Consider the following 22,710-nt stretch of genomic DNA (forward strand, 5'->3'; position numbering starts at 1 on the left):
CAGCGCCGGATCAGAGGCAGCGCTCGCGGCCTTTGGCCGGTACGGGGCGTTCTGCACTCACCGCTTGATATCGCTCACCGCTTACTCCTACCTCGGCCTGTCCGCCGAAGTACTGGACGAAGAAGTGGCTGGCAAGCTGGTTAAATCCTTCCAGTACTCGCCTCGGGGCGAACGCCTTTCGCAGGTGAAGTCCACCGACGACAATCGCGAGGAGTCGTCCTACTACGGTTACAACCCGCACACCGACGTCGAGCAGATCACGTCGGAGACGGGTGACACCCGCGCTACCTACGGCTACACCGCCTACGGCAAGAACGACGACAAACTCTTCACCGGCATCGACAAGCCGGATCCGGCCGACCCCACGGCCAAGGAGGAGTACAACCCCTACCGCTTCAACGGCAAGCGCTGGGACAACTCCACCGGCATGTACGACATGGGGTTCCGCAACTACAACCCCGGCCTCAACCGCTTCCTCAACCTCGACAGCTATAACGGCGCCCTCGACGATCTCAGCCTCGGCCTCGACCCCTGGACCAGCAACCGCTACGCCTTCACCGGCGGCAACCCCATCAACAACATCGAACTAGACGGCCACATAGTGGACGGTTGCGGAGACGGATCGGGACGCATGGAATGCGCACCGACCCTCCAGCAGAAGGTCGATTCCAAGACTGCCACTCCGGCGGACGTTGCGGAGTATTCCTCCAACACCCACATCAGCAATCTCAGCAAGTCCGATAAAACCAAAGTAACGATGGCCGCAGTCGGGCAGAAGAATCCTGACGCCGTCAACAAGTGGACGGCGAGGAATCGGGACAGAACCGCCGACGGTGTTATCGACTTCGTCAAGGAGGTCGCCTACGGGGATATCAAGGGATGCGTGCAGAGCGATCTCGAATCCTGTGCATGGGCAGCCTTCGATGTCTTCTCCATGAAGGTCGGTAGCATTGTCAGAAAAGCCGGGAAAGCGGTCGTCGACAATATCCTGAGCTGCGGCCACAGCTTCGTGCCCGGCACCGAGGTGCTTATGGCCGACGGCACACGCAAGCCCATCGAGGACGTCGAAGCTGGGGATGAGGTTCTGGCCACCGACCCGGAGACCGGGGAGACCAGAGCAGAACGCGTCACGGCAGTCATGACCAGCAAGGGCGACAAGCGCCTCGTGCAGATCAGCATCGACACCGATGGTGACGAGGGTGACAAGCACGGCAGCATCATCGCCACCGACCACCACCCGTTCTGGGTGCCCGCGCTGCGGCAGTGGGTAAGGGCCGACGAGCTCAAGCCCGGCATGTGGCTGCGCACGTCCGCGGGAACGTACGTCCAGATCAGCGCGATCAACAAGTGGACCGCTGTGCAGCGCGTTCACAACATGACCGTTGAGGACCTTCACTCCTACTACGTCCTGGCGGCCGACACCTCGGTCCTGGTCCATAATTCATGTCCGAGCTTTGTAGACAAGGCCCGGGACGGTCTTGCGGGCAAGCGCGAGACCACCGGAAAGATATTCGATGAGGGCGGAAATCCGATAGAACTTGAGTTCAGTGACGGAGTGCCGCTGGGAAACGAGCTTACGAGCGGATACGACGAACTATCGGGCGCTGTCGACGGATATTTGGGTAAAAACTTCTATACAGCATCCCACGTCGAAACGAAATACGCGATGTGGATGCGGCTGAGTGGCCTCAAACACGCGCAAGTCGTCATCAACAAAGCCATGTGGAACGCCCCGGTCAACTGCTACGGGCTAGTGTCCCGCATCCTTCCCAAGGGTTGGTCGATGTCGGTATGGGAGCCGGGAGCCCAGTCGGCGAAGACCATCCGGGGAACTGGTCCGCCTGCCTACTGAGGCTGTCCCGTAATCACATGACCTTGTAGTCACCGCAATGGGGCCTCCCAAATAGTTGAGAGGCCCCATTGCCATGGAAACTCGGCCTCAGACGGAGTTGGGGTGAAGCCAGCGGTATACGCCTGGCCCGAACATTGCTTCCAGGCAACGATAGAATCCCCTGTCCGGGTAGGGAATATCCCAGACCCAGGGCACCTGCTCCATCATGCGTGATCTGTCCAACGACACCGTCTCGGTGAGCACGGCAAAGAGCTCATCGGGAACCGGATCATCGTCCGCCAGGCAAGACCACGCAAGCGCGGCGCCCAGCCGGACCTCGGCGGGCTGTGCCGGGTCCGACCAGGATGCGCGGGTCCAATCGATGGCGGATTGTCGCTCGTCCGGGCGGTCCCGAGCCAACTGCGCGATCGCTAGGGTGAGGCTCACGCGTACTCCCGGCACGTCTTCTACGTCGAGCCGCTCGCGTAGCGCGGCGGAGATCCGCCGGCCGTCACCGGTCGCGACGGCGAGCACGTAGCAGGCCGCTTGGCGGACCGCGGCGTCGGCGTCGTCGAGCAGCGGCAGGACGATGTGCGCGTCCGCGGCGATGGCGTCGCGGGCGGCCTCGACCGACCAGTTGGCGGGGTAACCCCCGTTGTCGAAGAGCACTACGGGGGGTGAAGGGATGGTCTGCAGCAAGCCTTCACGCGAGCCGGGGCGGACGTACATGATGCACCGGGCCGAGTCGGCGGGCAGCTTCAGCACGTCCGCTCGATGGTGTGTCGTCGGGTCGGCGGCGATGCGGAGCAGGAACGGCACGACCAGCGCCGACGACGGGTAGGTGGTGCCCTGATGACATATCGCGCCACGCAGTTCGTCGAGCGCGCGCGCCGCGATGGCGGCATCGCCGGACCTGATACCCGTTAAGAGATCTGGGATATCATTTGCCGGCCCATAGGCATGGAGGAAGCGGGCCCAGGGCACTTCGCTGAGCTTCGTCCACTCCTTCACATCGCGTGGCATCCGCGCCATCACTGTGCGGATGTCGAGATCCGTCCCTTGGTGCCGCTCGAGCCCATCGCCCTCCATGAAGTCCTGGTCGTAGGCTTGGTCCATCGTTCTCCCTCAGCAACACGACGATTCAGGCGTGAACGGGCGGGTTGACCCGAAACTAAGCAACGGCCCTCTGCGCTTGCACGCGACCCGCCGTTCGAGGCCGGACCGACCCTACTTGACAGGCCCGAACGCATGCCGACGACGCAGCATGTGCGCGCGAGCCCACAGCCGCCCGGTCGCCCCGGATGCGGCCATGGCCTTGTCCACCCCGAGCGTTGGCCCGGGCGAAGGTCTTGTGCCAGGCGTGCGGCGGGCGCGGGGTGCCGTCGTGGTTCAACCACAGCCAGACCGGCTCCAACCCGCCGGAGCCTTCGCGAAACAACCGCATGCGCAGCTTGGGCGTCATCGCGTCCAGCCGTACTTCGCGAACGGCGCCATGGTCATCGACACCACCAGCAGCCCGTCGGAGCGGGCCTGCCGCAGCAGCCACCGATCCGTCACCCGCTCATAGCGACCCGCCTGCTGAGGGATTCATCCGACTTCGCCGGGTGAAAGGATCATCGTGATATCGCATGAGGCCGACCGGATGATTCTGGCCGGCCTCATGCGCAGCATTATTTTCCTCATGCAAGATCGACTCTTTTGCACTCACCTGCTGCCGCCGTCAGTTGCCGGGGTCAGCCGCACCGACGAGAACCAGCTGTCCGCCCCGGCGCTCAGCTGCTCGCCTGCAACTCCCACTCTTTACTGAGACTGGCGCGTCGCCAGCATCCAAGCCTCGACTGGCCAAGGGCAGGCGGCGTACCGACGACTTCAACACCGACGGTCGGGCTGACCTGGGATAAAACAGGCAGAAACGCCCAATCAGCTCTGGAAGCTCCGATTTGCAGCCAGCGTGCGGATGACCACGGCGACCAGCGCATTCTCGGAGAGGTAGCCATACCGGCGAGAGTCCACCGAGTCCTCCGGGTTGTCGCCGAGGACGACGATGCGGCCCGCGGGGACGGTCTCCTCGTCGACGTGCGCGAGCGCCGGGACGCGGCCGCGCGGCACCGGGTCGCCGGGCAGCGCGTGCACCCGCTTGATGACCAGGTCGGTCACGGGCCCCAAGCTGGTGGCTACCATCCTGCCGTCGGCGGTCGGCACTGTGACGCCGACCGGCCGTTCCTCGGCTGGTGGTCTCAGCACGACGACGTCGTCTCTCCGCAGCTTGGAGACGTTCGCGACACGCCGGGTCAGCAGGCGCGTTCCCGGGGTGTAGGTCGGCTTCATACTGTTGCCGATCACTGTGATGACCAGCAGCCGGCGTCGCAGAGTGAGCCCGGCCCCTGCGGCCGCGGCGATGACCAGGCCGCAGGCCAGTGCGATGATCATGGTTGACCCACCTGCTCGCTCTGGTAGCCGGCCGCCTGCCGGGAGAACATCCGCGCGTAGTCGCCGTCGAGGGTCAGTAGCTGGGCGTGTGTGCCCTGCTCGGCGATGATGCCATCATCGAGCACGAAGATCAGGTCTGCGTCCCGTACGGCGCCGAGGCGGTGCGAGATCAGGATGCTGGTCTTCGCGCTGCGGATGTCCTTGAGCCTGGTGTGCATGTCGTGCTCGGTGTCGGCGTCCAGCCCGGAGCTGGGCTCGTCCAGGATCATGACATCGCAGTCCTGACGCAGATAGGCGCGAGCCAGGGCGATGCGCTGCCACTGCCCGCCCGACAGGATCACTCCGACCTGCGAGCCGGCCGGGCCGGGACCGGCGGCGAACATCCGGGTCAACAGGGTTTGGTAACCACGAGGCAGCGCGCTGATGGCGTCATGGATTCCCGCCAGCTCCGCGGCCTCGCGCAGGCGGGCCTCGTCGTCCAGCGCGGAGAGCTCCCCCACAGCGATGTTGTCGGCGGCGCTGAAGTCGTACTCCATGAAGTCCTGGAAGACGGCGCCCATCCGAGCTCGGAGCTCCTCGTGCGGGAACCGCCGGATGTCGATGCCGTCCCATAGGATGGCGCCTCGGGTCGGCTCGTAGAACCGGCACAACAGTTTCACCAGCGTGCTCTTGCCCGCGCCGTTGGCCCCGATGAGCGCGATCGTGGCGCCCGCCGGGATGAACAGGTTGACCCCGCGCAGCACCCAGTCGTGATCATCGCTGTAGCGGAACCATACGTCGCGCAGCCTGATGCCGTCACGGAGCGCGGGCATGGCGGCGGGCCGTGCGTCCGGAGCCGGGGCAGGCGCGGGGCTGGCGCTCAGGACGGCCTCGTAGTGCTCGAACATGAGCGCCTCCTGGTAGGCCACGGTGGTCGAGACGATCAAGTCGGTGAGACCTGATTGGGTACCGGCCACCGCGGCGATGAACACCGACACGTCCCCGATCGTGAGCCGGCCGTCGCCGGCCGCCGCGACCATCCACAGCAGACCGGCGCCGGAGGCTACGACCGACAGCACGACCAGCACGGTCTGCGTCATCAGCTCACGCCGGTCGAGTTGGCGCTTGGCCGCGTTCGCGGCCCGCCGTTCGCTGGTCATCCGGCCGCGCAGGAACGGGCCGAGCCGGAACAGGCGGATCTCCTTGGCCGCCCGCGGGCTGGTGAGCAGGTTCGCGTAGAACAGTTCCCGCCGCTGTGCCGGGCCGATGTCCATGAACATCTTGTGCCGGCGCTGTGACACGCGGAACTCGGCGACGAACCCCGGAACCGCCGCGATGACCACAATGCCGGCCACCGGCGGGCTGATCACGGCGAGCGAACCGATGAAACCAACGAGCGACAGCGTCCCACGGAAGATGCCGAAAGCCGCCTCGACGAACCTGCCGGGCGCCATCACACTCTGCTGCGCGAGCCGGAGCCGGTCCAAGAAGACCGGATCTTCCAGGCGATCGAGCCCGACTAAGCCCTCGATCGCCTGGAACAGGCCGTCCTGTGCGGTCAAGGCCGCTCGGCGGTCTATCTCCGCGACCAGGTACCTGCGGGCCAGTGGAGCGACCCCGCGTACCAGCCCCAGCATCGACAGAACCGCCACCGGCCACAGCACGTCCGCCAACCGCGCGTGCGCGATCAGAGCGTCGATGACCACTTTGGTGAGCCAGGCGGCCGCCACCCCCTGCGTCCCGATCAGGATTTCGAGCAGGAAGTAGCCCCAGACATGCGGCATGGCCGCCCGCCCGCAGAGCCCGACAAGCCGTCCACCGTGCCGAACGGCGCTGAGCGCCGCACCCGCTGCGAGTCGACCCATCACGCTCCGGCCTTGCCCGAGGAGGCCGCTACATGCGCATGCACCACCTCGCCGGGATCGGCGCTCACCGCCCCCACCCGTGCGTGGCCGCCGATCACGCAGAACGCGGGAAAGGCCCCGACCTTGAACGCGCTACCGAGAAGACCCTCGTGACCTTCCACCACCACGCGCGCCACCTGTGCCAGCGGCTCCACATAAGACGTCGGATCATCACGTTCCGCCGCCACCACCACCGCCAGCGCAAGACGTCCCTGGTCACGAAGGTCACGGGCGTGCTCGACGAAGACCGGGATCATCTCCCGGCATCCTCCACAGCTCGTACTGAAGAATCCGACCACAGCTCCGCCGGTCAGCGCATCGCGCGTCAGCTCCCCGCCGTCAACCGTCCGTGCCGTGAACTCACCGACCGTCTCGCCGACCGCCAGGAAACCACCCCGGACGGTCCCCGTATGGCGTGCCTGAGCCACCGCGGTCGCCAGATCCCTCACCCGTTTGGCCAGGGCGAGCACCAGAACCAGGTTGAGCAGACACAAGATCCCGACGAGTACGACGCTCGCGGCGAGCAGCGCCACCGTCATTCCCCCTTCACCGTAGACTTCAGCGTCGACGGAAACAATGTCACCTGAGACCACTGGCCGGCCCGAACAGGGCGAGGACATCGTTCGCCCCCGAGCGCAAGAGATATGCGACCTGAAGGCCGTCTTTTGAGAGCGCTTGAGCGCGTTCGAAATCAGACGGCTCAAGCGCTCATCATGGTGTCAGCTCCTGCAGTACCAGCAGTAGAGGTCGCGGAAGGCGTCGTACCCGTAGCTCCCCGCGTGGGGGTGACCATTAATGGTGCACGAGTAGGCCAGGCAGCTGCCTACCGCCTCGGCCTTCTCCTGCGGCACGAATGCGCTGATCACGCGATCGCCCAGACGAGTGATGATATTGATCACGACTGCTCCCTTCGGACTCGGGGCACGCCACGAGCCTGTCTGCCTGGTCTCCACTGCGCACACAAGAGGCACTCAGCCACGGCTGGACATGACGCGTGCCTTAGAGATAAGGCTCTTCAAGCTCGCGTCGGCTTATATGCGTCCCGCGATGATGACTTGACGCCTCAAGAGAATGCCGGTTGTGCTCTGCCGAATCAAACGTTTGCACGCTGACGCAATATCGCACTTCACCGGCCTGCCCGTGCCAGAGAGAGACCTGCCTGTGAAGACACACCGACCCCCGTCCGAAATCCGGCTCCAGGGCATGCGACGTGCGCGTCTTCCGCGTTACTGATCTCCGGGAAGTGCTTCTCCTCGCCGGGCGATACGTACCGGTTCGGCCGCAACCTCAGAACCCCGTTCGCGACCACCATCGCCCTGATAGGCCCACCGGTCCTCCTTCCTGTGACGGTCGCTCGCGCCCGCAAAGCTCGGCGGCCCAACGGACCTGGTGCGCCCCGGAGCCAAACCATTCTGTCCGGACCGTAGTCGAAGGATGAGGAAAGCTGCTCGGACGAGACGAGAAGGCAGAAAGTGCTGCGAATACACTTCACCAGCCAGGACCTACGGCGGATTACTTTGGCCGAGGACACCGACCCGTTGTGGGACGTGCTGCTGAGCCTACATGTGCTACAAGAAGGGCGGGATCTGATTTATGGGGAGTGGTGGCGGCGGGCGCGGCAGGTGAAAGTCGTTGATATGCGCCTGTTACGTTCACTGACGCCACCTCAAGGATATTCACCGGACTTTCTCACCCCAGGGCGCGGGGACGCCGCCCTGGAAGAGCAACTGGATTGGCTGCTGTCCACTCCGACACCACGGTTCCGCGAGGAGCTGAGCTATTTCAATGACAAGCAGCCGAATTCCTCGTCGATCAAGGCGCTGCTGGATGGTGGCGCTCCGATGCTCGACCGGTTGGGCAACGCCATTACCGAGTATCATCGTGCCGGAATAGCTCCGTACAAACGCATGCTGAGACCGCACCTTCAGGCCGACCGCGCTCGGCGGCTGGAGGGGCTCGCTGACGGCGGCGTCGATCGCCTGCTCGGCGATCTGCATCCTGATGTGGTGTGGGAGCCGCCAGTCCTGCGCGTGCTCGACTACGTGGAGCACGACGTGCACCTTGAGGGGCGCGGGCTCGTTCTCCTGCCGTCAGCGTTCTGCCGCCGCCATCCGATCACGCTGCGGGACACCGATTTGCCGCCTGTACTGTGCCTTCCTGTACAACCGCCCGTCGGCTGGCTGCCTCGGGTCCGAGCGGACGGCGAGATGGAACACAAACCGGTCGTTGCTCTGCTCGGGCGGACCCGCGCGTACGTCCTGGAGCAGGTCGCCGGACCCATGACCACGACGGAGCTGGCCCGGCGCCTCGGCATCTCGCTGGCCATGGCGAGCCGGCACACGACAGTATTGCGCAATGCCGGCCTTGTTGATTCCAGGCGTGAGGGCAACGCCATCTTCCATCACATCACTGCTCTCGGCAGGGCGTTGCTCAACGGCCGGCCGTTCACCTGAGCGTTCGCGTTTCAGCGTGACAGGAGCTGGAATCGCGGCGGAGAAGGCCACCGCGTCAAAGGTGTCCTTCTTTACGCATGGTCTGGCAGGTGCATCGATGCGATCCTGGCGGGATCGGCCACGATCGCGATGGCGGCGATCCGGCCGTCGGCGACTGTGAACGAGATGATGGAGAGCGGGGTTCCGTCTTCGCGCCACGAGACGTACCCGGGCAGGCCGTTGACGAGCACCGCTTGATGTCGTGCGACAGCGCCGGAGACCATCCGCGCGCCGGTGGCGACTGTGGTGGCGCCGAGGGTGACGACCACCCCGTTCGGAGTGTCGACCGTCAGCTTCACGTCCGGGTCGAGCACGCGCAGCAGCGCCTCGAAATCGCCGCCGCCCGCGGCCGTTTGGAAGGCTTTGATGACCTGTCGTTGTTCTCGTCGGACGATCGTCAGCTGCTCGGTTGCCTGTACCTTCCTGCGGGCGCGGCTGGCGATCATCTTGGTGGCGTCGGCGGATTTGCCGAGGATCTGGCCGATCTCGGCGAACGGCACCGCGAACAGGTCGTGCAGCACGAACGCCAGTCGCTCGCTGGGCCCGAGCGAGTCCAGGACGACGAGCAGCGCGAGCCCCACCGAGTCGGTGAGCGCCACGACGTCCTCGGGCTCAGCGCTGTCGTCGACCGTGATCACGAGCTCGGACAACCCGTCTCCGTAGGACGACTCGCGGCGGGACCGCAGGACATCCAGGCTGATCCGGCCGACCACCGTGGTCAGCCAGCCCGCCAGGTTCTCGATGGTCGTCGCGTCCTGGCGGGCGAGCCGTATCCAGGCATCCTGGACCACGTCCTCGGCGTCGGCGTGTGATCCGAGCACGCGGTAGGCGACCGCGCTCAGCCGGTCGCGCTGGGCCTCGAACGCTTCGGCCAGCAGGTCCGTCCGGCTGGTGTCGGTCATCGGGTGGTTTTCCTCGGATCGCGGGGTTGTGACGGGCCTGGATCGTCGCATGGTCTATGGTCGGTCAGCCATCGGTACGGTTTGGGCGGCGCTGCTGGCGGAGCGAGATCTGGTTGCCGTCCGGATCCACCGCCTCGATGCGAACGCCGAACGGGTAGTCCTCCGGTTCGGGCCGATCGAATGTTACGCCTCGCTGGCGAAACACCTCGAAATCCTTTCTCAGGTCGTCCGACTCGAGGATGAGCGGGCCGGGGGTGACACCCGGCCGGTTCTCGACCGGCTGTCCAGCGGCCGGCGCGTGCGACCAGAGGATGATCTCGACCGGACTGTCGCCCACGCCCACGGTGAGGAAGCGTCCTTCGGGTCCCGGGTAGTCGATGCGCTTGTCCAGGCCGAGCCCTTCGGTGTAGAACTTCAGCGCGCGGTCCTGATCAGTGACGTTGACCGTCACATACATGATGTTCGTCAGCACCCTGGTCTCCAATCTCGTTGTCGGTAGCGACGACCGTGGGCGTACACGGCCGTCGCTCATATGACGGGCGCGGGCGCCAGAAGGTAACGAGTGGACCGAGCTCTGCGCGGCAGGGCGTCACGGGTATTCGCGCGGATCCGGTGGAGGAGGAACCGCCATCGCGTGAACCAAGGTCTTTAGGCGGTCGCTGATTGCTCCTCGCCAGCGGGGCGTTCGATGAGCTCGCTACCGCCCCACGTGTTCGATGCGGTACGCCCGTTCACTCCGGGTCGGTGCCCCGCCCCTCCACCGCCGGGCGTCCGAGCAGCTTGTCGATGCTGCGGCGTTCGCGTTTGGTGGGACGGCCCGCGCCACGAGCCCGTACGGCCACCGTGACGATCTCCTCGCGCGGAGGAGGCGGCGGGCTCTTGTCGACGTAGCACTCGGCGGCCACGGGGGCGCCGACGCGTTTGGTGATGATCCGGGAGACGACCACGATGCGTTCGTGCCCCTCGTGCCGTAGCCGGACCTCGTCACCGACCCGCACGACGTGCGCGGGCTTGACCCGTACCCCGTTGACCCGGACGTGACCGCCTCGGCAGGCATCGGACGCGATCGAACGCGTTCTGGTCAGCCGCACCGACCAGATCCAGCTGTCCACCCGAGCACTCAGCTGTTCACCTGCCACTCCCACACTGTACTGAGAGGCGGTTCGCGAGTTGATGTCCTTTTCGTCGTTGAGGTTGGGTAAGGCTGCCGATCAGCTCCCCTCCGGGAAGCGATCTTCCTTCCGCGCTCTCCCTCGCAGGTCACCCGCACTCGTGAACAGCCCATGGTGAGCCTTCGCGATCATCCGGTCACCTTGGCGTCCCAGTCGATCCGGTAGTCGAAGATCCAGGTCATCTTCTCGGGCTTGCCCAGCTTGCCGAAGATCCGGATCGCGTAGGCGTTGACGACGCGGCCGACCGGCCCCGCTGCCTTGCTGGCGTTCTTGCGGGTCGTCTCCTTGATGACCCGCTCGACCCGGGGACGGCGCTCGGCCTCGTAGGCGGCGAACGCCTCGGCGTAGGGGAGATCGCGTAGGCAGCGGGCGAGCTGGATCGCGCTCTCGATCGACAGGGACGCGCCCTGCCCCGAACTGGACGACGGCGCATGCACCGCGTCGCCGACCAGCACGATCCGGCCCCGGCTCCACGTGACGGTGGTGGGCGGCATGTTCTCCATCGGGCCGACGATCACTACGTTCGATGGGTCGGTCCGCTCGATCAGGTCCCGCGCCGGGGTGCCGTCGGCGGCGAACTTCTCCGCCAGGATCGGCAGCCACTCGGCGGCCGGGGTCGCCTGGACCTCGGCGGCGGTCATCGGCTCGGGATGTGGGAGGTTCGCGAACCAGACGGCGTCGTCCGCGCCGAAGACCTGGTAACCGAAGAACGCCTTCTTGCCGAAGGTCATCGGCATCTTGCCCCCGGTCGAGGGGATCCCCGGGGCCCGGACGCGGGCGCCGAAGCTGATCAGGCCTGCGTACTGCGGTCCCGGGGTCGCCGGGTCGATGAGGGAGCGGACGGTCGAGCGGATACCGTCGCAGCCGATGAGGATGTCGGCGGTGGCCTGGGTGCCGTCCGCGAAGTACGCGGTCACCCCGTCGGCGGTCTCCTCGGCCCGGACGAGGCGCTTGCCGTGCTCGGTTCTGACACCGCGCCGCGCGGCCTCGTCGTGCAGCACCCGGTAGAGCTCGTCGCGCCAGACGAACTGCATCGGCCGGATCCCAGGCGGGTTGCCGAACTCGGCGAGCGGACGGCCCTTCCAGTCCTGGAGCACGATGCCGGTCATCGGCGCGCCGAGCGGCCGGATCAGGTCGGCGCAGTCGATCGCGTCCAGCGCGTCGACTCCGTTGGGGGCGAGGCTCATGCCACCGCCGACCCCGTCGGCGGTCTTCTCGTACGCCTCGTAGACGGTGGCGTCGATGCCCGCCTTCTGCAGGGCCATCGCGGTGACCGGCCCGGCGATCCCGCCGCCGATGACGAGTGCTGACTTCACAGTCGCGGTGTTCTGTTCCATGACGGGATAGTTTCACTGCAACTAGTAGCTTGTCAACTAGTATTTTCCGGAGTAGTGTCGGTGACATGAGTACTGCGTTCCGAGGTTCGCCGCTGGCCCTCACCGTCCTGGCGCTGCTGCACTACAAGCCCCTGCATCCGTACGGAATCCAGCGGCTGATCAAGGACTGGGGGAAGGATCTGGTCGTCAACGTCGAGCAGCGGACGAGCCTCTACCGGACGATCGACCGGCTCGCGGAGGCCGGCCTGGTGGCGGTGCTGGACACCGAGCGGGACCAGGCCTACCCCGAGCGGACCGTCTATAAGGTCACCGACGCGGGCCGTGCGGCCGCCCGTGAATGGCTGGTGGACCTGCTCACGGTGCCGAAGCGGGAGTTCCCGCAGTTTCCGGCGGCGCTGTCCCACCTGCTGCTGCTTTCGCCCGAGGAGATCCCCGACCTACTGGAGCGCCGGCGGACGGCCGTCACGGCATCGGTGGCGGAACTGCAGACCGCGCTGACCGGTCAGGCCGAGGGGGGTCTGCACCGGGCCGGCCTGCTCGAACTCGAATACCTGCACGCGGTGGCCGTCGCCGAGGAGCGCTGGCTGACCGCCCTGATCGACGACCTCCGCTCCGGCCGGCTGACCTGGTCCGCAGCCGACTTCGCCGACCCGCAGTAGCTACGGACTACTCATGCCGAGGCCGCAGGCCCGGCCGGGCGGTGTGGCGGGAGCGGGCCAGAGTCAGCCCACCGAGGACCACGGCGATCAGCCCGACCACCAGGTCCACGTAGCCCCCGACTATTCCGTAGCCGGTGCCGGGACCGCCGTCGGCGGCGCCCACGACCAGCCCGCCGATGACCGCGCAGGCCAGCCCCGCCGCCAAGGCCACGATGGCTCCCCTCCTCCCGCCATTGCCGATACGACGGACGGAGCGGGCCAGAGCCAGCCCGCCGATGACGACGCCGGCCAGCCCCAGCAGCGCGCCCACCACGGACCAGAGACGCCCGGTGGTCAGGGTGTAAGGATCGACGGGCTGGGCCAGAACATGGGCGGCTGCCGGTGTGGCGTGCCCCAGAATTCCGAGCAGGGCGGCTTGCACGTGAGGGACGGACATGAGGTTCCTTTCGGTCGGATGATGGGCGTCGGCAGCGTGCCCGACGCGGTGGATCGCCTATGCCGGTGGAGTGGTATTCGCTGGGGTCAGCCGATCAGCTCGGGGTGGCGGGAGCGGGCCAGAGCCAGCCAGCCGAGGGCCGCACCGGCCAGCCCCAGTACCAGGGCCACGGCCGCCCCGAATACTCCGTTGCCGGTGCCGAGACCGCCGTCGGAGACAGCCAGCTTCACCGCGCCGTTGAGCCCGCCGGTCAGCCCCACCACCAGGGCCACGATGGCCATCCTTCTCCCGCCGTTGCCGGTACGACGGGCGGAGCGCAGCGCCAGCCAGCCGATGACCACGCCGCCCAGCGCCACCAGTGCGGCCACACTGGCCCAGATTCGCGCAGGGGTTCCGATGAAGGTATCCACACCCTGGGCCGCGCATTCTGCCTGCGTCGTACAGACTGGCGAGGTCGCTTCTGCGGCAAGCACCAGCAAGACGGACATTGAGCTTCCTTTCGATCGGGTGACGGACTCGGTCGGATGACGGACTCCGTTGGATGACGGACGCCCGCAGCGTGTCCAGCGCGGTGGATCGCCGATGCCGGCAGAAGCGCCGGTGACGAGAGCGAGCGTCTGGGAGGGTTCGCGGAATCGATCGTCGCGCCGTCGAGGTGGTCGCTGCCTCCGACCGTTGATGGCAGCGTCTACGCAGTTCTGCGTAGACGACTCGTGCCTCGGTACGCTCGTCGTCGTAGGCGGTCGCGCGTCTGGGTGGAGTGTTCTCGCAGGCGGGAACCGTAGGATCGCGGCATGAAACACCGCGTGGTGTCGTTGCGCGTGCCGGTGCCGGCGCAGGACGTGCTGATCGCGCTCTTCATCACCGTGATGCAGGTGCAGGGCACGATAGTCCGCAATGTCGGCGAGGTGGTACAGCGTCCCCTCAGCGACCTCGGAAACCTGGGATATGTCCTGCTGGTCGTGAGTGGTGTGGTCGTTGTCGTCCGACGCCGGTGGCCGGTGCTGGTGTTCGTCACCGCCGCGCTCGCCAGCTTGGTGTACTACGGCCTGGACTTCCCGGACGGGCCCGGTTGGCTCGGGCTCTTCGTCGCCCTGTACACCGTCGCCGCCTACGGGGACGGGCGCCGGTCGCTGGTGATCGCGGGCGTGGCCACCTCGGTGCTCGCCATCGGCTGGCTGGTCGCCGCGGCCGACATCGAGCCACGCGCCGCCGTCGGCTGGGTGTACTTCCGGATCGGCGCGTCGGTCATGAGCGCGGCCCTCGGCGAGTCCGTTCGGTCCCGGCAGGTCATCGCGGCCGAAGCTCAGGAGCGCGCCGAGCTGGCCGAACGGACTCGCGAAAAGGAAGCGCGGGCGCGGGTGGACGCCGAACGGCTCCGGATCGCGCGCGAGGTCCACGACACCGTCGCGCACGCCATAGCGATCATCAACGTCCAGTCCGGCGTCACCGCGCACGTGCTCGACAGGAAGCCGGAAGTGGCGCGCGAGGCACTGCGTGCCATCGAGCAGACCAGTTCTCGGGCGCTGCATGAGATGCGGGCCATCCTCGGGGTCCTCCGTGACGACGGCGACGACAACGACGGGCGCGTGCCGTACCCGGGGCTGGGGCAGATCGACGAACTGGCCGCCAAGGCCCGCGCGGCCGGACTCGACATCGAGCTCAAGGAGAGCTCGTCCGCGGCGCCGTTGCCGAGTGCGGTGGGGGGTGCCGCCTACCGGATCCTTCAGGAATCGATCACCAACGTGATCCGCCACGTCGGCCCCACCCGGGTGACGGTGGCGCTGAACCACGGGACCGAGGCATTGGAGATCCGCGTGACCGATGAGGGCCGCCACGCCGCCCCAGGTCATGGCTCCGCGGGCCCGCACCTGCCGGCCCGGCATCAGCCCGGCACCGGCGGCTCGGCCCAGCCCGGCCGCGGGATCCTCGGCATGCGCGAGCGCTGCCAACTGCTGGGCGGAGAACTCGACGCCGGGCCGCTTCCAGGCGGCGGGTTCGAAGTGAGCGCACGACTGCCTCTCGCGCCGACCGGGCGGAGCCTATGAACGCGGCAGCCGCCTCGCCGTTGATCAAGGTGCTGCTGGCCGACGACGAGGGTCTCGTACGATCCGGGTTCAAGGTCCTGCTCGACCTCGAGGACGACATCACGGTGGTGGGAGAGGCCACCAACGGCGCCGAAGCCGTCGAGCGGGCCCGCGCCACCCGTCCCGACGTCGTGCTCATGGACATCCGCATGCCGAAGGTGGACGGGATTCAAGCCACCGCACAGATCGCCCGAACACGCGGGTTGGAGCAGGTCCGGGTCATCATTCTCACCACCTACGACACCGACGAGTACGTCTTCGACGCCTTGCAGGCCGGTGCCAGCGGCTTTCTGCTCAAAGACGCCGGACCGGCCGAGCTCCTGCACGCCATCCGGGTGGTCGCCGCGGGGGAGGCGTTGCTCGCGCCGCGGATCACTCGACGCCTCATCGGCCAGTTCACCGCGCGACGAACAGCTGCCCGGGCCGCGGACGACCGGCTCGCGGTGCTGACCGAGCGCGAGCGCGAAGTGCTGGCCCTGGTGGGACAGGGCCTGAGCAACAACGAGATCGGTGCCGAGTTGTTTCTGAGCCCGGCCACCGCGCGTACCCATGTCAGCCACGCGATGGCGAAACTGGGCGCGCGCGACCGTGCGCAACTGGTCGTCATCGCTTACCAAACAGGACTGGTCAGCCCTGCGATGTAAGGCACGGAGCCGGGCGCTGGGTCACGCCGGCCCGGTGAAATGGGCTTCGGCGTATTTGCGGAAGGCCGTGACGAGGCGGCTGCGGTCGTCGGCTCGGGTGGCCAGCACGACGTGGCTGGGCTCGATGCCCTCCAGGGGGATCGTGGTGAGGTCGGGGCGCAGTTCGCCAATGCGGGCGGTGGCGGGGACGATGGCAACGGCCTGTCCGCTGGCGACGAGTTCGAGCTTGTCCTCGCCTGTCTCGATGAGGGGACCGTCGGGCGCCGGGCTTCCGTCGGGCCGGGGGTCGGCGCGCCAGAAGGCGTTCCAGACCGGGTCGAGCGCCCGGGGCAGGGGCTCGTCGGCGATGTCGTCGAGGGTGACCGATTCCTTGCCCGCCAGGCGATGATCAACGGGCACCAGCAGCGCCCGGGGTTCGTCGTAGAGCACCGTGACGTGCAGCCCGTCGGTGGGGAACGGCAGCCGGGCCACCGCCGCGTCCACCCGGTGGTCGAGGAGCGCGGCGCGTGGTTCGCCCCAGTCCAGGTGGAAGATCCGTACCTCGGCGTCGGGATGCCGCTGGCGTAGCTCGCGTACCGCCGAGGTGACGACGAGGTTGCCGATGTAGCCGATCGCGATCCGGCTGGGCTGGGCGGCGGCTCGGGCCTGCGCGGCAGCGCCGGTGGCGGAGCGCAGCAGCGCGAGGGCGAGCGGGAGGAAGACCTCTCCGGCGTCCGTGAGCCGGCTGCCCTGCGGGGTGCGGTCCAGCAGGCGGGCGCCCACCTGCTGTTCGAGCCGGGCGATCTGCCGGCTCAGCGAGGACTGGGTGAGATGGAGGGCTGCGGCCGCACGACCGAAGTGCCGGTGCTCGGCGACGGTGGTGAACGAGCGCACCAGCCGCAGGTCCAGGTCCACCGGAGGAAGTGGCGAGTCGGCCATGCGCCCAGCGTAGCTCTCACCCCTCCAACTGCGGTGATGCGCGAATCGGGATGCGCCTTGCGAAACATTCATTGGACCCTGAGTGGGGTGCGGTCCCAAGCTGATGAGCAAGTTGAGCAGCCCAAGGAGCATTCTCATGAGGTCCACCACCGTGGTCGACGCGGCCCGCCAGGCGTTGGGGCCGGTCGGCGTGACGCTGCCGGTCTCGTTCACCAGCGCCCTGTCCATCGACCTGCAGCGCGAGGCCGTCGAGCGGCTGGAACGCGCCGGCTACCACGCCGTCTGGACCAACGAGGTCGTCGGCGGAAAGGACGCCCTCGTGCAGCTGGCAGTGTTGCTGGCCGCCACGCGGCGGATGGTGTTCGGCACCGGCATCGCCAACATCTGGGCCCGGTCACCGCAGACCATGCATGGTGCTGCGGCCGTTCTCGCCCAGGCATATCCCGGCCGGTTCGTGCTCGGGCTGGGGGTCGGGCATCCGCAGCAGGCGGCCGACACCGGTCGGGAGTTCGGCAGCCCGCTGGCCACGATGCGCGACTATCGCGAGCGGATGGACAGCCCGACCTCCCCACCCGCACCCGACGTGGCCTATCCGCGGATCATCGCCGCGAACGGCCCGAAGATGCTCGCGTTGGCCGGCGAGATCGCCGATGGGGCACTGCCCGCCGGAGGGCCTCCCGAGTTCACCGCGCAGGTGCGTCAGGTGCTTGGCCCGGACAAACTGCTGGTCATCGGGCTCTCCGTGGTCCCGGGCGGCGACCGCGACCGGGCGCGGGCGATCGCACGGGAGTGGGTGTCGGGCAGTCTCCGCCAGACCTGGTTGGCGGCGGCCCTGGCCCGGTTCGGCTACTCGGACCAGGAGATCGCCGAGGTGAGTGACCGGGTGGTGGACGCGCTCATCGCCCACGGTGACCCTGCCGACATAGCCGCCAAGGTACGCGAGCACCTGGCCGCCGGCGCGGATCATGTGACGCTCCTGCAGCCGATCGGCACCGACTTCTCGGTCGGCGTGGACCAACTGGAGCGGCTCGCGCCGGCACTGCGCGACGTCACCGCACACCCAGACCAGCGCTGGTAGAACGACAGTGTGCCTGCCGGTGTAGCGGTGCCGGCGGATCCTGTGTCAGCTGGATTTGAGTGAGTAATTGCTGTGCACGGCGCTCAACCATTTGGCGTCGATCTCGCGCCCGGTGATCCGGCCTGCCAGCCGTAGGGCGGACGTGACGCTGACCTGGATGGTCACGGGGTCCTCGATCCCGTCGTCATCTGGGTTGTCCAGTTGGAAGGCGAGATCTTCCATGAGCGTGTCGAGGGCGTGCGGGTCGGTGCCTCCACGTTCGGTCGGCCAGTTGATGGCGAAGAGGGTGACAACGACCCCGTTGACTGCCCAGTCAAGGCGGTGGTTGTCGTAGCCGCATTGGATGCTGAGCGCTCGTGTGTCGCGCGACACCTCTGGAAGGAAGGACAGCGGTGTGCGGTAGAGGTCGAACAGTAAGGCCTGTGCCCAGCCGTTGGCTGTACCGGCCCACATGCCGGGGCCTGGCTCAGGTTCGGGTCGCGCCAGGTTGTCGATGTCGCATCGGAACGCGCTGGCCGGGTCGCCGCCCAGACGGCGGCACAGCTCGTTGCCGCCCATGTCCTCCGCCCACAACAGGTGGAAGCCTGAGTATTCCTCGCTGTCGAGGCCGAAGGAGACCAGCAGATCGTACAGATCGGTTGGGTGAGCCATGAGGGCCTTTCGATGAACGGCGGAACAGGTGCCCGGCACGGCCAGGGCACCTGTTCTGCGGGCTGCTATTTAACGCTGACCCAGAACTTGCTGCTATTGACCACTCGGTAACGAGCGTAGAAGAGCCAGAGATCCCGTCCGGCCACCCTGTTGTGCGCTTTCTTCACAGCGCGGGCCGAAGCGTTCTCCCATCGGAACCACTTGCCATCCAGGAGGACTCCGTCACCGGCGCCCTCCTGCGTCGAGGCGAATGGGAACTCATCGCACTCCTTATCCTGCTGGGCCCAGTTTGGATAGTATTCTTGGCAGGCTTTGGTGGTCCAGTACCTGTTCTTGCCTCGCATCTTCTTCCCGTCAGCGGCCAGGGTGTTCTCACTGATTTTGGTGAGCGCTTTCCCGGAGGGATTTATGGTCCCGTCGGGACGGGATCGGGGAGCATCGTAATTTCCTGGAATATCCTTCTCAATTATCTCGCCGAAGTCATTCCTCATCGGCGGTTTGGTGTTCTTGGAATCGTAGAAGGCATCCCAGATATGCTGCGCTACCTCCTTGCGGTATTCGTCCGTCCGGGAGATCTGGAAGATTCTGTCGGCTCCCATGAACCTACATGCGCCCTTGTAGATGACGACGTACGGCTCCATGTACGGCCCCATGGGAAGACTGTCGCAGCGAACGGTGGGGACGAGAGGATCGCGCCTGCTCGGAACCCGCTCGATTTCTGGTTTGGCCCATAGAGGCACCTTGGGATTGTTCTCGAATATCCAGGACGGATGGTAGAGCCAGATCGTCGGTTTGATGGTGCAGGTCACGAAATTGTCGCCGTTCGACCTGAAGAGGAACTCGTCGTAGCCGTCCGCGATCCACTTGCTGAGCGGCTCCGTGCGCCTCTCTCCGATGATCCAGTCGCAGGAGGAGCCGTCCGATCCGACCGTGTCGACGTCTAGTTCGATCTTGAAGTCGTCGGGGGGAGGGATTTCCTGCCCATCCTTTATCACCTTGATGTTCTTGACCGAGGTGAAAACGGAGATGTCCCGGGGTTTGAGAGCCGAGCCTCCGACTCCGGCGCCCTGCACGTGGTTACCGTCCTGAGTGCCGAGGTAGGTATTCATGACAAGTGACGTCTCCATCATGACGCCGTTCTTGATGGGCTCCGCCGGCAAGCCGGTTATGGCGTTCACCTTGTAGATGCCCCATCCCTTCCACCTGCTGTAGCAGGCGGTGTAGGGCCGGACCTTGGCCCAGCCGAACGCGGCGTACGGCCGTCCGCTCTCCTTACGGACCTGGGTGCACTCGTCGAGAGTCATCCGCTCGTAGTTGAACGGCTTGTCAATGGGAGACGGGTCCTGGGCCGCGGCGCGTGCCGGGACGGACAATGTGACGGTGAGGCTGTGCCAGTCCGTCCAGGCGCCGTTGACTCCGCCTGCGGTTGCGCGGGCTCGCCAACGTGTCTTCCACCCGTTCTGCAGCTTGCCCCCAGGAAGGGAGACATACGCCCAGCTGCCCGATGGGGTGGCTGTGCTCGTGCCTGACCAGATCGGGCCGCTGCCCTGGGCGGGAATCGATGGATCATGTTCGACCTGCACGGTCATGGTGGAAGCGCGGCCGTCGGGATCGGTCAATCGGCCTTCGAACTCCGGTGTCAACGACGATGTCACCTCGCCGGCGTCGTCCGTCACCGGAGATGCGTACTCGTACTCGACCGACGGCTTGGACACATCCACTGTCAGGGTGTGCCAGTCCGTCCAGGCGCCGTTGACTCCGCCTGCGGTTGCGCGGGCTCGCCAACGCGTCTTCCACCCGTCTTGGAGCTTGTTCGCTGGGATGGACATGCTGGCCCAGCTGCCTGATGGGGTGGCTGTGCTCGTGCCTGACCAGATCGGGCCGCTGCCCTGGGCGGGAATCGATGGATCATGTTCGACCTGCACGGTCATGGTGGAAGCGCGGCCGTCGGGATCGGTCAATCGGCCTTCGAACTCCGGTGTCAACGACGATGTCACCTCGCCGGCGTCATCCGTCACCGGGGACGCGAACTCGTACTCGACCACGGGCGCGTTCTCCGGTGGCGTGTTCGCCGCAGTGGTAAACGTCCAGGAATAGGCCGCCATCACATTGCCGGATTCGTCCGTTGCCCCGGTCACCTCGGCGGTGTATGCCGTCTCCTCGGCCAGCGGCTGAGTCGAGGTGAACAGCAGCTCCGTCTCCGACCCCATGGTCTGCTCACCGGTTATCGCGGTGCCTGCGGGATCTTTGACGACGATGGCCGCGTGCGTTACCGGCTCGTTGAAGGTGACCCGGAGGGGCGCGCCTACCTCGACGTCTCTGGCGTCCTTGGCCGGGCTCGTTCCGGTCACCGCGGGTGGCGTTGTGTCGGGTTGCCTCGTGGTGAACGACCATGAGTACGGCACCATAACATTGCCGCTGAGGTCTTTCGCACCGCTCACCGTAATGGTGTGGCGGCTCTCCGCCGACAGATCCCGGCTGGGGGTGAACGTCCACATCTTGGTGCCGGCCTCGGCTGTCACGCTGCCCGGCACCGCGACACCAGCCGAGTCCACGACCGCGAACTGGACTTCGGACACTGACTCGCTGAAGGAGGCCGTCACTTTCCTCTTAAGGGATACCTGTGTGGCGCCGTCCACTGGCGCGACGGTCGTGACCTGCGGTGCCGTGGTGTCCTTCTCGGTCGTGAACGACCAAGAATACGGGTCGGCGGTGTTGCCCTCCTCATCGGTCACCTCGCGAATCTCGGCGAGGTACTGGGCGCTGGCTGTGAGCGTCTGGACGGGGGTGAAGGTGAGCATCTTATGGTCCGCGCTCATGACCGTGCCGCCAGCCACCTGAGTGCTCGCCTGGTCTTTCAGCGAGAACACCGGATCCCATATGGGCTCGTCGAACGTGACCGTGAGCGGCGAGTTCACGGGCGCATTGGCTGCTCCCGCCTCCGGCTGAACCGCCACCACGGCAGGCGGAGTCTGGTCGTCGGGCGTGTCTGGATCTGGACCTGTCGAAGTGGTCGGTTCGCCGGGCAGTGGGTGCAGGAGCTCCGGGCCCACCTCGTAGGGCGCCCCGCGCATTCCCTCGAGCTCATCCGCCTGCGCGTTGTCGATCGGTGGAGCCGTGATCTGGCGCGGGTCGGCCTGCATCGCGACGGCCTGGGAGTATGTCGGCCACGCGGGCGCCTCGGCGTCCGACTCCCACGCCACTAGAACCTCCTTGGCGGGCTCATACCCGATCACCAGCTTCGGGCCGTGGGATTCGTCGCTGGAGACCCATTCCTTCGAGCGGTACGCGCGCCAGTTGGTGTTCTCGGATTCGTTGCCCGAGGTGAGTTGGAATCCGTAGTTGGGCTGGCCGTCGGCCCAGTCCTGGGCGATGCCGTTGACGTAGTGGATCAGGTCATGTTCGTAGTCCATGTAGCCGCGGGTGCACGTCGGCTTGTAGGCGCCGTATTCGGTGTTGGCGTCCTCGCTGGTCACGTCCGGCTGGTTGCTCCACGTGAGTGTGGAGACGTCCCACCGTTGGGTGATCCTGCGGGCGGTGATGCCGGAGCCGATGGGTAGGCCGCAGTCGTTGGAGTCGATGTTCCACAGGACGAGGTCGGCGTTGGTCACCCGGCCGCCGCGCAGCGGCGAGTCCGCGGGGATGTCCTCGAAGCGGATGTAGGTGCGCCAGCGGACCGTTCCGCTGTTGGTCATGCCGGCCTGTAGGTGGTAGGCGCCGCTGTTGGCGTAGCCGTTTTGCTAGGAGGAGTTGTTGATGAACGTGTCGTTGGCGTTCGGCAGTTGGGTCCAGATGACGTCGTCGGCTACGACGAGGGTGACCGGGTAGGTGACGTCCGGATCGGCCAGGAAATTGGCGTCGGGTCTGTAGATGAGCGCCTGACCTGCCGTAGTCTTCTCGACTGCGGTGGTCACCTTGCCGACCTGCCCTTCCTCGCCGACGCTGAGGTTCGCGCTGGCGTCCGTCAGCAGCGGGGCCGGGATTTCAGTGGTGCGGCGCTTGCCCTTGGCAGAGCTGTCGCGCAGAGATAGCTTCCCTGAGGAGGCCTCATTGAAGGAGAGGCCGGCGGGTAGTTGGACGGGTACTGCGAGTTTAACCCGCGTTCCGCAGCTAATTCATGATCCAGGGCATGTTCGGGTCTGAACTCGCAGGTCGGCGCGGTGTGGCCTGGTGGAAACGGCGGAAAGCCC

General features: G+C 66.5%; 22 protein-coding genes and 1 pseudogene. 7 read left to right on the forward strand and 16 right to left on the reverse strand.

The window, feature by feature from the left end:
- Positions 1-64 precede the first annotated feature (64 nt).
- Entirely contained in the window at positions 65-1,852 is a 1,788-nt protein-coding gene (locus AB0H88_RS46570) for a DddA-like double-stranded DNA deaminase toxin (RefSeq protein ID WP_357655819.1), read from the forward strand.
- Positions 1,853-1,939: 87 nt separating this feature from the next.
- Here the strand turns inward: AB0H88_RS46570 and AB0H88_RS46575 are convergent, their stop codons facing one another.
- Positions 1,940-2,947, reverse strand: a complete 1,008-nt coding sequence (locus tag AB0H88_RS46575) for a HEAT repeat domain-containing protein (RefSeq protein WP_357655821.1) — start codon at positions 2,945-2,947, stop codon at positions 1,940-1,942.
- A gap of 502 nt (positions 2,948-3,449) precedes the next feature.
- Between AB0H88_RS46575 and AB0H88_RS46580 the strand changes: the two genes are divergently transcribed.
- Entirely contained in the window at positions 3,450-3,638 is a 189-nt protein-coding gene (locus tag AB0H88_RS46580) for a hypothetical protein (protein ID WP_357655823.1), read from the forward strand.
- A 113-nt stretch (positions 3,639-3,751) separates the two neighbouring features.
- On the opposite strand, the gene AB0H88_RS46585 is transcribed toward AB0H88_RS46580, so the two are convergent.
- The 4 genes from AB0H88_RS46585 to AB0H88_RS46600 form a co-directional block, all read right to left on the reverse strand.
- Positions 3,752-4,261 (reverse strand): S26 family signal peptidase, encoded by a 510-nt coding sequence (locus AB0H88_RS46585; protein WP_357655825.1) that lies wholly within the window; start codon positions 4,259-4,261, stop codon positions 3,752-3,754.
- Positions 4,258-6,105, reverse strand: a complete 1,848-nt coding sequence (locus tag AB0H88_RS46590; protein WP_357655828.1) for an ABC transporter ATP-binding protein — start codon at positions 6,103-6,105, stop codon at positions 4,258-4,260. The genes AB0H88_RS46585 and AB0H88_RS46590 overlap by 4 nt, the downstream gene beginning before the upstream one ends.
- On the reverse strand, positions 6,105-6,683 hold the full coding sequence (locus AB0H88_RS46595) for a TlpA disulfide reductase family protein (RefSeq protein ID WP_357655831.1): 579 nt from the start codon (positions 6,681-6,683) through the stop codon (positions 6,105-6,107). The genes AB0H88_RS46590 and AB0H88_RS46595 overlap by 1 nt, the downstream gene beginning before the upstream one ends.
- Positions 6,684-6,863: 180 nt before the next feature.
- On the reverse strand, positions 6,864-7,043 hold the full coding sequence (locus AB0H88_RS46600) for a hypothetical protein (RefSeq protein WP_357655834.1): 180 nt from the start codon (positions 7,041-7,043) through the stop codon (positions 6,864-6,866).
- 618 nt (positions 7,044-7,661) lie between these two features.
- Here AB0H88_RS46600 and AB0H88_RS46605 point away from each other — a divergent pair.
- The gene (locus tag AB0H88_RS46605) at positions 7,662-8,597 is read left to right on the forward strand and encodes a helix-turn-helix domain-containing protein (RefSeq protein WP_357655837.1); all 936 of its coding nucleotides are present in this window, start codon (positions 7,662-7,664) and stop codon (positions 8,595-8,597) included.
- A 71-nt stretch (positions 8,598-8,668) separates the two neighbouring features.
- Here the strand turns inward: AB0H88_RS46605 and AB0H88_RS46610 are convergent, their stop codons facing one another.
- The 4 genes from AB0H88_RS46610 to AB0H88_RS46625 form a co-directional block, all read right to left on the reverse strand.
- Positions 8,669-9,538: a sigma-70 family RNA polymerase sigma factor gene (locus tag AB0H88_RS46610; RefSeq protein WP_357655840.1), complete on the reverse strand. Its 870-nt coding sequence runs from the start codon at positions 9,536-9,538 to the stop codon at positions 8,669-8,671.
- 64 nt (positions 9,539-9,602) lie between these two features.
- Positions 9,603-9,989 (reverse strand): VOC family protein, encoded by a 387-nt coding sequence (locus tag AB0H88_RS46615; protein ID WP_357655842.1) that lies wholly within the window; start codon positions 9,987-9,989, stop codon positions 9,603-9,605.
- A gap of 280 nt (positions 9,990-10,269) precedes the next feature.
- Positions 10,270-10,677, reverse strand: a complete 408-nt coding sequence (locus AB0H88_RS46620) for an RNA-binding S4 domain-containing protein (protein WP_357655845.1) — start codon at positions 10,675-10,677, stop codon at positions 10,270-10,272.
- Between the two features lie 161 nt (positions 10,678-10,838).
- Complete coding sequence (locus tag AB0H88_RS46625; RefSeq protein WP_357655848.1) at positions 10,839-12,047, reverse strand: NAD(P)/FAD-dependent oxidoreductase; 1,209 nt, start codon at positions 12,045-12,047, stop codon at positions 10,839-10,841.
- Between the two features lie 65 nt (positions 12,048-12,112).
- On the opposite strand from AB0H88_RS46625, the gene AB0H88_RS46630 reads away from it, so the two are divergent.
- Entirely contained in the window at positions 12,113-12,706 is a 594-nt protein-coding gene (locus tag AB0H88_RS46630) for a PadR family transcriptional regulator (protein WP_357655850.1), read from the forward strand.
- Between the two features lie 7 nt (positions 12,707-12,713).
- Here AB0H88_RS46630 and AB0H88_RS46635 read toward each other — a convergent pair whose 3' ends face one another.
- Together AB0H88_RS46635 and AB0H88_RS46640 are read right to left on the reverse strand one after the other, a co-directional pair.
- Entirely contained in the window at positions 12,714-13,142 is a 429-nt protein-coding gene (locus tag AB0H88_RS46635) for a DUF6223 family protein (RefSeq protein WP_357655853.1), read from the reverse strand.
- An 86-nt stretch (positions 13,143-13,228) separates the two neighbouring features.
- A complete protein-coding gene (locus tag AB0H88_RS46640; protein WP_357655854.1) occupies positions 13,229-13,630 on the reverse strand; it encodes a DUF6223 family protein in 402 nt (133 codons plus the stop codon).
- 306 nt (positions 13,631-13,936) lie between these two features.
- Here AB0H88_RS46640 and AB0H88_RS46645 point away from each other — a divergent pair, with 306 nt between their 5' ends.
- Positions 13,937-15,190, forward strand: coding sequence for a histidine kinase (locus AB0H88_RS46645; protein ID WP_357655857.1), 1,254 nt, complete (start codon positions 13,937-13,939; stop codon positions 15,188-15,190).
- Between the two features lie 20 nt (positions 15,191-15,210).
- Entirely contained in the window at positions 15,211-15,873 is a 663-nt protein-coding gene (locus AB0H88_RS46650; RefSeq protein ID WP_357655860.1) for a response regulator transcription factor, read from the forward strand.
- A 21-nt stretch (positions 15,874-15,894) separates the two neighbouring features.
- Here AB0H88_RS46650 and AB0H88_RS46655 read toward each other — a convergent pair whose 3' ends face one another.
- Positions 15,895-16,791 (reverse strand): LysR family transcriptional regulator, encoded by an 897-nt coding sequence (locus tag AB0H88_RS46655; protein WP_357655862.1) that lies wholly within the window; start codon positions 16,789-16,791, stop codon positions 15,895-15,897.
- Positions 16,792-16,927: 136 nt separating this feature from the next.
- Here AB0H88_RS46655 and AB0H88_RS46660 point away from each other — a divergent pair, with 136 nt between their 5' ends.
- Positions 16,928-17,869 (forward strand): TIGR03620 family F420-dependent LLM class oxidoreductase, encoded by a 942-nt coding sequence (locus tag AB0H88_RS46660; protein WP_357655865.1) that lies wholly within the window; start codon positions 16,928-16,930, stop codon positions 17,867-17,869.
- Positions 17,870-17,914: 45 nt separating this feature from the next.
- Here AB0H88_RS46660 and AB0H88_RS46665 read toward each other — a convergent pair whose 3' ends face one another.
- The 4 genes and pseudogenes from AB0H88_RS46665 to AB0H88_RS46680 all read right to left on the reverse strand — a co-directional run bounded on the left by AB0H88_RS46665 (position 17,915) and on the right by AB0H88_RS46680 (position 22,434).
- Positions 17,915-18,559 carry a DUF6461 domain-containing protein gene (locus AB0H88_RS46665; RefSeq protein ID WP_357655868.1) on the reverse strand — a complete coding sequence of 215 codons (645 nt, stop codon included), beginning with the start codon at positions 18,557-18,559 and terminating at the stop codon, positions 17,915-17,917.
- A gap of 26 nt (positions 18,560-18,585) precedes the next feature.
- Positions 18,586-21,663, reverse strand: coding sequence for an Ig-like domain-containing protein (locus AB0H88_RS46670; RefSeq protein WP_357655879.1), 3,078 nt, complete (start codon positions 21,661-21,663; stop codon positions 18,586-18,588).
- A gap of 99 nt (positions 21,664-21,762) precedes the next feature.
- A pseudogene (locus AB0H88_RS46675) lies at positions 21,763-22,233 on the reverse strand (DNRLRE domain-containing protein); the annotation flags it as partial.
- A 27-nt stretch (positions 22,234-22,260) separates the two neighbouring features.
- Positions 22,261-22,434 (reverse strand): hypothetical protein, encoded by a 174-nt coding sequence (locus tag AB0H88_RS46680; RefSeq protein WP_357655870.1) that lies wholly within the window; start codon positions 22,432-22,434, stop codon positions 22,261-22,263.
- Positions 22,435-22,710: the final 276 nt, after the last annotated feature.

Source organism: Nonomuraea sp. NPDC050680, assembly GCF_040654555.1.
Classification (GTDB): Bacteria; Actinomycetota; Actinomycetes; order Streptosporangiales; family Streptosporangiaceae; genus Nonomuraea.